Origin of the sequence: Nonomuraea longispora (assembly GCF_004348345.1) — a bacterium.
Lineage (GTDB): Bacteria > Actinomycetota > Actinomycetes > Streptosporangiales > Streptosporangiaceae > Nonomuraea > Nonomuraea longispora.
In genome coordinates this window covers 1-2,372 of record NZ_SMJZ01000397.1, presented here as the reverse complement: position 1 = coordinate 2,372, position 2,372 = coordinate 1, and the positions used below count along the sequence as shown (strand labels likewise).

Here is a 2,372-nt window from a genome sequence, read left to right as displayed (position 1 = left end):
CGGTCGGCGGTTTCGTGGTCGTCCGGACGGTGACCGGCGGTCATCTCGTCGAGGGCCGGATCGGGGCGGTTCGGCTCGTGGTCGCGTACCGGACCGACGCCCGGCCTCGTCGGAGAGGGGCGCGGGGTGGTGAGGGCGCGGACGGTGGCGCGGGCGGCGGCGAGGCCGATCCAGAAGGCCGAGCCCTCGTCCCCGAGCAGCCAGCCGTACCCGTCGGCGGTGCCGGCGGGAGCGTGGTCGGCGATTCTGGCCGCGATCGCCCCCGTGCCCGAGATGAGCACGGTGCCCGACGGCGAGGGTGTGCCGGCGGCGAAGGCGGTCACGATGTCGCCCGTCACCCGTACCCCGCGCACGTCGCCCCCGGACAGGAGGGCGCCGAAGACGCGCTCGGTGAGCGTCGCGCACAGCGAGGGGTTGCCTGCCAGGCCCGCCACGGCACCTATGAGCCGCTCGGAGCCGGAGTGCGGCAGGGCCGCGCGTACGGCGGTGGTCAGGTTGGCGGCGGCGGTGTCGAGGCCGAGAGTGCCGGGGTTGGCGCCGCCCGCGTGCCCGCGCCGCACCGGCGTGCCGTCCAGCGTGAACAGCGCGGCCCGCGACGTGGTGCCGCCGGCGTCGACGCCCAGAACCAGCTGCATGTCAAAAATTATTGCCGAAATGGCTTGACTGCGCCAGACGCTGGGCATAATTATCACCGCGTGGAACTACTGAGCCGCATCAGGGCCGAGCAGCACGACATGCCCGAGGCGCTGCGCAAGGTGGCCGATGCGATTCTCGCCGCCCCTGCGGAGGCGGCCCGCCTGACCATCGTCGACCTTGCCGAGCGGAGCGCCACGTCCACCGCCACGATCACCCGATTCTGCCGCGCCCTGGGCTTCTCCGGCTACGCCGCGCTCCGGGTGGCCGTCGCCACCGAGACCGGCCGGGTGGCGCAGCAGACGTGGCAGACCGACATCGGCCGCGAGATCCTGCCCGACGACAGCCTCGACCGGGTGCTGAGCGTCGTGTCGGGCAACGACATCCGCCTGATCCAGGAAACCGGCGACCAGCTCGACCTGGCCGTGGTGGACAAGGTCGCGCGGGCCGTGGCCAGGGCCGGGCGGGTGCTGCTGTTCGGGGTGTCGAGCAGCGCGGCGGTCGCCAGCGAGATGGAATACCGGCTGCAACGCATGCGGGTGCCGACCTGGAGCAGGTCCGACGCCCACAGCGCGCTGACGGACGCGGCGCTGCTCGGCCAGGGCGATGTCGCGATCGGCATCTCCCACAGCGGCCGGACACGCGAGGTCATCGAGGTGCTCGCCGAGGCGGGCAGCCACGGCGCGATCACCGTGGCCGTCACCTCGCAGCCGAGATCGCCGCTGGCCGAGGGGGCCGAGCTGGTGCTGACGACGGCGAGCCGCGCGACGAGCTTCAGGTCCGAGGGGTTCGCCGCGATCCACTCGCAACTGCTCGTGCTCGACGTCGTGTACGTGTCGGTCGCCCAGCGCACGTACGAGCGTACGAAGCAGGCGTTCGACGTCACCGTGCGGGCCGTGGCCGGACACCGGCTACCGGAACAGGGCCCGCCAGGCTCATCAGAAGGGGACATATGACGGTCAACCAGCGAGTCGCCCCGCGGGCCTTCGCCGAGCACATCGCGCAGCTCGTCCGGGTGATCCCGGAGGATCCGGAGATCACGCGGGCGGCCGGCCTGTTCACCAGGACGCTGAACGCGGGCGGCGTGATCCAGGCGTTCGGGTCGGGCCACTCGGAAGCGGTCGCCATGGAGATCGCCGGCCGGGCGGGCGGCCTCGTGCCGACCAACCGGCTCGCACTGCGCGACATCGTCCTGTACGGCGACGCCCCCAGGGCCGAGCTCGACCGCTACGACCTGGAGCGGGACCCCGCCGTCGCCCGTACGATCCTCGACCTGGCCCCCGTCCAGCAGTACGACCTGTTCGTCATCATCTCCAACTCGGGCGTCAACGGCGTGGTCGTCGAGCTCGCCACGCTCGTCAAGGAACGCGGTCACGACCTGATCGCGATCACCTCGCGCGCCCACAGCGAAGCCGTCGTGTCCCGCCACCCCTCGGGCCGCCGGCTCGCCGACCTGGCCGACGTCGTCCTCGACAACCACGCCCCCTACGGCGACGCCGTCCTGCCCCTGCCCGACGGAGGCTCCGTTGGAGCGGTCTCCACCATCACCTCGGCTCTGCTGGCCCAGCTCGTCGTGACCCAGACCGTCAGCAACCTGCTCGATGCCGGTGAAGTCCCGCCGGTCTACCTCTCGGCCAACGTTCCCGAGGGCGACGCGCACAACCTCCGCCTGGAGGCGCTGTACGCGGGCCGCATCCGCCGCGGCGCCTGACCCCGGTCCCACCGACCCCGTTCCACCG

At 72.4% G+C, this 2,372-nt stretch carries 3 protein-coding genes; 2 read left to right on the top strand and 1 reads right to left on the bottom strand.

Annotated elements, in window-relative coordinates:
- Nucleotides 1-635: N-acetylglucosamine kinase (locus tag E1267_RS43460; RefSeq protein WP_281283770.1), on the bottom strand; the 635-nt coding region annotated here is incomplete at its 3' end.
- 60 nt (nucleotides 636-695) lie between these two features.
- Between E1267_RS43460 and E1267_RS43455 the strand changes: the two genes are divergently transcribed.
- On the top strand, nucleotides 696-1,589 hold the full coding sequence (locus tag E1267_RS43455) for a MurR/RpiR family transcriptional regulator (protein WP_246064737.1): 894 nt from the start codon (nucleotides 696-698) through the stop codon (nucleotides 1,587-1,589).
- The gene (locus tag E1267_RS43450; protein WP_132342114.1) at nucleotides 1,586-2,344 is read left to right on the top strand and encodes a sugar isomerase domain-containing protein; all 759 of its coding nucleotides are present in this window, start codon (nucleotides 1,586-1,588) and stop codon (nucleotides 2,342-2,344) included. The genes E1267_RS43455 and E1267_RS43450 overlap by 4 nt, the downstream gene beginning before the upstream one ends.
- Nucleotides 2,345-2,372: the final 28 nt, after the last annotated feature.

Bases quoted from the DNA above. Each gene is read 5' to 3' on its own strand.
- E1267_RS43450 (WP_132342114.1), top strand. From the start codon at position 1,586: ATGACGGTCAACCAGCGAGTCGCCCCGCGGGCCTTCGCCGAGCACATC.